7 protein-coding genes are annotated in these 6263 nt (G+C 64.2%); all 7 read left to right on the top strand.

The window, feature by feature from the left end; translation table 11 throughout:
• The coding region (locus ACK5IR_RS04125; protein ID WP_416926206.1) for an FMN-binding protein at positions 1–303 on the top strand (303 nt) is incomplete at its 5' end.
• Positions 303–956, top strand: a complete 654-nt coding sequence (locus tag ACK5IR_RS04120; protein WP_416926204.1) for an NADH:ubiquinone reductase (Na(+)-transporting) subunit D — start codon at positions 303–305, stop codon at positions 954–956. The genes ACK5IR_RS04125 and ACK5IR_RS04120, both read left to right, overlap by 1 nt.
• Entirely contained in the window at positions 956–1564 is a 609-nt protein-coding gene (nqrE, locus tag ACK5IR_RS04115) for an NADH:ubiquinone reductase (Na(+)-transporting) subunit E (protein ID WP_416926202.1), read from the top strand. The genes ACK5IR_RS04120 and nqrE overlap by 1 nt, the downstream gene beginning before the upstream one ends.
• A gap of 13 nt (positions 1565–1577) precedes the next feature.
• Positions 1578–2798, top strand: coding sequence for an NADH:ubiquinone reductase (Na(+)-transporting) subunit F (gene nqrF / locus ACK5IR_RS04110; protein WP_416926200.1), 1221 nt, complete (start codon positions 1578–1580; stop codon positions 2796–2798).
• A gap of 173 nt (positions 2799–2971) precedes the next feature.
• On the top strand, positions 2972–3493 hold the full coding sequence (locus ACK5IR_RS04105; RefSeq protein WP_416926198.1) for a CBS domain-containing protein: 522 nt from the start codon (positions 2972–2974) through the stop codon (positions 3491–3493).
• 239 nt (positions 3494–3732) lie between these two features.
• Positions 3733–4731, top strand: coding sequence for a BMP family protein (locus tag ACK5IR_RS04100; RefSeq protein ID WP_416926196.1), 999 nt, complete (start codon positions 3733–3735; stop codon positions 4729–4731).
• A 37-nt stretch (positions 4732–4768) separates the two neighbouring features.
• The coding region (locus tag ACK5IR_RS04095) for an ABC transporter ATP-binding protein (RefSeq protein ID WP_416926194.1) at positions 4769–6263 on the top strand (1495 nt) is incomplete at its 3' end.

The raw sequence follows: 6263 nt of genomic DNA, 5'->3' as shown, positions 1-6263 counted from the left end.
GACGGCAACGATATCTACGGCCTGCAATTCTACGACCATGCCGAGACCCCCGGCCTCGGCGCCGAGGTCGACAATCCGCGCTGGAAGGCCCAGTGGCAGGGCAAGAAGCTGCGCGACGCCGAAGGCGATCTGAAGATCACCGTGGCCAAGGGCGTGCCGTCCGCCGACATGCGCGACTATCAGGTCGATGCGATCGCCGGGGCGACGCTGACCTCGACCGGGGTGGACAACCTCGTGCGCTACTGGATGGGCGCGAACGGCTTCGCCCCCTTCCTCGAACATCTCAGGGCGGGAGACCTGTAATGGCGCAGACCCGACGCGACTATCTTCTCGATCCGCTTGTCGACAACAACCCGATCACGCTGCAGGTGCTGGGCATCTGCTCGGCGCTGGCGGTGACCTCCTCGCTCAAGGTCTCGCTGGTGATGGCGCTGGCGGTGACCTTCGTCACGGCCTTCTCGTCGATGTTCATCTCGATGCTGCGCAACCAGATCCCCAGCTCGATCCGCATCATCGTGCAGATGATCATCATCGCCAGCCTGGTGATCGTGGTCGACCAGTTCCTCAAGGCCTATCTCTACGAGATTTCGAAAACGCTCTCCGTCTTTGTCGGCCTGATCATCACCAACTGCATCGTCATGGGCCGGGCCGAAGCCTTCGCGATGAAGAACCCGCCGATCGACAGTTTCGTCGACGGCATCGGCAACGGCATGGGCTATGGCCTGATCCTGATGCTGGTGGGAACGGTGCGCGAGCTTTTCGGCGCCGGCACGCTGTTCGGCGTCACCATCCTGCCCACGGTGAACAACGGCGGCTGGTATGTGCCCAACGGCATGCTGCTGCTGCCGCCCTCGGCCTTCTTCATCATCGGGCTGATCATCTGGGCCTTCCGCACCTGGAAGCCAGAGCAGGTCGAAAAGGTCGAGTTCACCATCCAGAACGTGGAGGCGCACTGATGGACGGATTGCTTTCGCTCGCCGTCAAGGCCGTCTTCGTCGAGAACCTGGCGCTGTCGTTCTTCCTCGGCATGTGCACCTTCATCGCCGTCAGCAAGAAGATCTCGACCGCGCTCGGGCTGGGAATTTCGGTGATCGTCGTCCAGGCGATCACCGTTCCGGCCAACAACCTGATCCTGAACGGGCTGCTGAAACCCGGCGCGCTTTCCTGGGCCGGCTTCGGCGATGTGGACCTGACGTTTCTCAGCCTGATCTCGTTCATCGGGGTGATCGCGGCGATGGTGCAGATCCTTGAAATGGTGCTCGATAAGTACTTTCCCCCGCTCTACAACGCCCTGGGTATCTTTCTGCCGCTGATCACCGTGAACTGCGCCATCCTCGGCGGTTCGCTCTTCATGGCTGAACGCGACTATACCTTCGCCGAATCGCTGACCTACGGTATGTCGTCGGGGCTGGGCTGGGCGCTGGCTATCACCGCCATGGCGGGCGTGCGCGAGAAGCTCAAGTATTCCGACATTCCCTCCGGCCTGCAGGGGCTCGGCATCACCTTCATCACCGCGGGCCTGATGGCCATGGGCTTCATGTCCTTCAGCGGCGTGAAACTCTGAAAGGGGCGGACGGATGGATACCTTCGTACTCGGCGTCGTCCTCTTTACCGCCATCGTCCTCGTTCTGGTCACCGTCATCATGTTCGCGCGCTCGAAACTGGTGTCGAGCGGCGATGTCACGATCACCATCAACGACGACGTGAAGATCAACGTTCCCGCCGGCGGCAAGCTTCTGCAGACGCTCGCGGCGCAAAAGTACTTTGTCCCCTCGGCCTGCGGCGGGGGCGGCACCTGCGGCCAGTGCCGGGTGCGGGTGCATTCGGGCGGCGGCTCGATACTGCCGACCGAGGAATCTCATATCACCCGGCGCGACGCGACCCACGGCGACCGCCTGTCCTGCCAGGTGGCGGTCAAGCAGGACATGAGCATCGAGGTCCCCGTGGAGGTCTTCGGCGTCAGGAAATGGCAGTGCACGGTGCGTTCCAACGAAAACGTCGCCACCTTCATCAAGGCGCTGGTGCTGGAGCTTCCCGAGGGCGAGAACGTGAACTTCCGCGCCGGCGGCTACATCCAGATCGAGGCGCCGGCCCACGAACTCAAATACTCCGAATTCGACATCGAGGAGGAATACCGCGAGGACTGGGACCGCTTCAACCTCTGGCAATACGAATCGGTGGTCACCGAACCGGTGGAACGCGCCTATTCGATGGCCAACTACCCCGAGGAGAAGGGCATCATCATGCTGAACGTCCGGGTGGCCTCGCCGCCGCCGGGCACGGCGCATATTCCGCCGGGCAAGATGTCGTCCTACATCTTCAACCTCAAGCCGGGGGACAAGGTTACCATCTCGGGTCCCTATGGCGAATTCTTCGCCCGCGATACCGACAAGGAGATGGTCTTCATCGGCGGCGGCGCCGGCATGGCACCGATGCGCAGCCATATCTTCGACCAACTCAAGCGGCTCGGAACCGACCGCAAGATCACCTTCTGGTATGGCGCGCGCTCGAAGCGCGAGATGTTCTTTGTCGAGGATTTCGACCGGCTTGCCGCCGAGAACCCCAACTTCACCTGGCATGTCGCCCTGTCTGACGCGCTGCCCGAAGACAACTGGACCGGCTACACCGGCTTCATCCACAACGTGCTATACGAGCAGTACCTCAGGGATCACCCGGCACCCGAGGCTTGCGAATTCTACATGTGCGGCCCGCCGATCATGAACCAGTCGGTCATCAACATGCTTCTTGACCTCGGCGTCGACCGGGAAGACATCATGCTCGACGATTTCGGCGGCTAGGCGCCGAGTCGGGCCGGCCGGCCGGCGCGCCCGCGCTCCGGCGGCTTCCACTGACCCGATCCGGGGAACACCGACGGGCGGGAGGAAATGCAGCGCATCGCGGGCAGACATCGACGGAACAGCCCGGTTTCGGACCGCAGCCGGGTTTCGCAAGGGCACGGAGCGAGGAAGCAATGCACCGCAAGACGGAACACCCGATCGAACACGAGAACCCGCATACGCACAGCCAGAGCCTCGAATCGAACCTGACCCCGCAGGGCGGACGCGCGACGGCGCAGACCGTGCTCGACCAGAAGGGAACCGAAATCTTCTCGGTCCGGCCCGCCGATTCGATCCACCACGCCTCGGAAGTGCTCAAGGAGCACAACATCGGCGCCGTCATGGTGCGCGATCAGAACGGCGGTGTCGTGGGCATCCTGACTGAGCGCGACATCGTGCGCGGCTTCGCCGACCTGCCCGGTGAGACCTATACCAAACGGGTCGAGGAACTGATGACCAGAAACGTCGTGACCTGCGCCCCCGACCAGCGCCTGCTCGACATGCTGCACCAGATGACGACCGGGCGTTTCCGCCACCTTCCGGTGATGGACGGCGAGCATTGCATCGGCATGATATCGATCGGCGACGTGGTGAAATACCGTCTGCGCGAACTGGAATACGAGGCGCTGAAGATGAAGCAGATGATCGTCGGCTGAGCCTGCGCGGAATCCCGGGCCGCCCCACAGGGCGGCCCTTTTCGTTACGCGGCGCGGTGCCGGATAGGCGAAACATGCCCAATTTCCGCGCAGTCGGCCGGCTTGCTGCCGCCCGACCTGTCGCAATACAGCCGCCGACAACCCGCTGCCGCAGTTTGCGACATTGCAATTGCCAATCCCTGCGGCAACGGATCAAAGTGACAGCAGAAAAGCCGACAACAATCCAACAGGAGATTTTCATGCCCGGACGCCCCCTCACCTTCGGTCGCCGCGCGCTGCTTGCAGCAACCTCGGCGCTGATGCTGGCTGCCGCCGCCGGCCCGTCGCTGTCCGCCGACCGGCTCAGGGTGGCCGCGATCTACACCGTTCCGGTCGAACAGCAGTGGGTCAGCCGCATCCACAAGGCGCTCAATACCGCCGCCGAACGGGGCGAGATCGACTATGTCTTTTCCGAGAATGTCGCCAATACCGATTACGAGCGGGTGATGCGCGAATATGCCGAAGGCGGCCAGCAACTGATCCTGGGCGAGATCTTCGGGGTCGAACGCGGGGCGCGCAGCGTGGCGGCCGATTACCCGGACACCAGGTTCCTGATGGGCTCGTCCTTCGGACCGGAGGAGCCCAATCTTTCCGTCTTCGACAACTACATTCAGGAACCCAGCTATCTGACCGGAATGATTGCCGGATCCATGACCGAAAGCAACGTCATCGGCATGGTTGGCGGCTATGCCATCCCCGAGGTCAACCGGCTGATGAACGCCTTCATGGAGGGTGCGCGTTCGGCCAACCCCGATGTCCGCTTCCTCGTCAACTTCATCGACAGCTGGTACGATCCGCCCAAGGCCAAGGAAAGCGCCTTTGCCATGATGGATGCGGGCGCCGACATCATGTACGCCGAGCGCTTCGGCGTGTCGGACGCGGCGGTCGAGCGCGGGGTCAAGGCGATCGGCAACGTGATCGACACGGCGGCGGATTATCCCGACACGATCCTCGCCTCGGCGATCTGGCACATGGAACCCACCGTCGACACCGCCATCCAGGCGGTGACGAGCGGCACGTTCAAGGCCGACAACTACGGCATTTACAGCGAGATGAAATACGGCGGTGGCTCGGTTGCCTTCGACAGCAGGCTTGTCCCGCCCGAGGTGATCGCGGCGGTCGAGGCCCGGCAGAAGGAGATCCTCGACGGCAGTTTCCATGTCGAGGTCAACGACGAAGCCCCGGTTTCGGACAAGTGACAAAGGGGCCCGGCGGCAGGCCCGCCGGGCCGGATAGATGAACAACCCCCCGATCCTGTCCATGCGCGGCATGGTCAAGCGTTTTGGCCCGGTGCTCGCGGCCGATCATGTTGACCTCGACCTGCATCGCGGCGAGGTGCTGGCCCTGCTCGGCGAAAACGGCGCCGGCAAGACCACCCTGATGAACATGCTGTTCGGCGAATACGCGCCCGATTCCGGCAGCGTGCATGTGTGGGACGAGGACGGGGGCGAGCACATTCTGCCCCCCGGCCAGCCGCAGGCCGCCATCGGCGCGCGCATCGGCATGGTGCACCAGCATTTCACCCTGGCCGAGAACCTGAGCGTGGTCGACAATATCCTGCTCGGCACCGAACCCATGTTCCACCTCAACCGCAACCGGCGCGCGGCGCGCGCCCGGCTCGAGGCGCTGATGGCCGGCTCGGGCCTGCGCGCACCGCTCGACAAGCGGGTGCGCAACCTGTCGGTCGGCGAACGCCAGCGGGTCGAAATCCTCAAGGCGCTCTACCGCGAGGCGCGCATTCTCGTGCTGGACGAGCCGACCGCCGTTCTGACCCCGCAGGAGGCGGACACGCTCTTTGCCTCGGTCCGCACGATGGTGGACAAGGGACTTTCGGTGATCTTCATCTCGCACAAGCTGCACGAGGTTCTGGCCTTTTCCGACCGTATCGCGGTGCTGCGGCATGGCGCCAAGACCGGCGAGATGCTGACGCGCGACGCCGACACCCAGTCGATCATCCGCATGATGATCGGCGAAGAGCATGCCCCGCCCGGCCGTGTGCCCGGAACGCCGGGCGCCGAGGTGCTCGGCCTCGATCGGATCACCGTTCTGCCGCGACGGGACACGCACGGGATCGCCGATGTCTCGCTCAGCCTCGGGCGGGGTGAGATCGCCGGCATCGCCGGGGTCTCGGGCAATGGACAAAGCGCCTTCGCCCGGGTGATCTCGGGCATGCTGGCGCCGGATTCGGGGCGGATACGCTGCGACGGGCGGGAATTTTCCGCCCTGTCTCCGCAGGCGGCAATGAAAGCCGGTATCGGGCGCATCCCCGAAGACCGTCATCACGACGGAATCGTCGATGCGCTGAGCGTGGCCGAGAACCTGATCCTCGAACGGCTCGATGCCGCCGACGTTCAGCGCGCCGGATTCCTGCGCCGCAGGGACATCGCCCGGCATGCGGCCGAGCTTTGCGCCGAATACGACGTGCGCGGCCCGGGAACGGACGCCCGCGCCGCGCTGCTTTCGGGCGGCAATATCCAGAAGCTGATTCTGGCGCGGGTACTGGAAACGCGCCCCGACGTGATCCTCGCCAACCAGCCGACACGCGGACTCGATTTTCGCGCCGCCGCCGAGGTCAGCCGCCGCCTGATCGCGGCGCGTGACCGGGGCGCCGGCGTCATCCTGATTTCGGAGGACCTCGACGAAGTGCTCGCCCTCGCCGACCGCATCCTGGTCATGCACGGTGGCCAGCTTACCGAAACCGCCAGCCGCGACCGGTCGGATATCGGGCGGC

The organism is Tropicimonas sp., from assembly GCF_047971885.1.
Lineage (GTDB): Bacteria > Pseudomonadota > Alphaproteobacteria > Rhodobacterales > Rhodobacteraceae > Tropicimonas.
The sequence above is the reverse complement of the archived record's forward strand: the minus strand, read 5'-3'. Positions and strand labels throughout refer to the sequence as shown.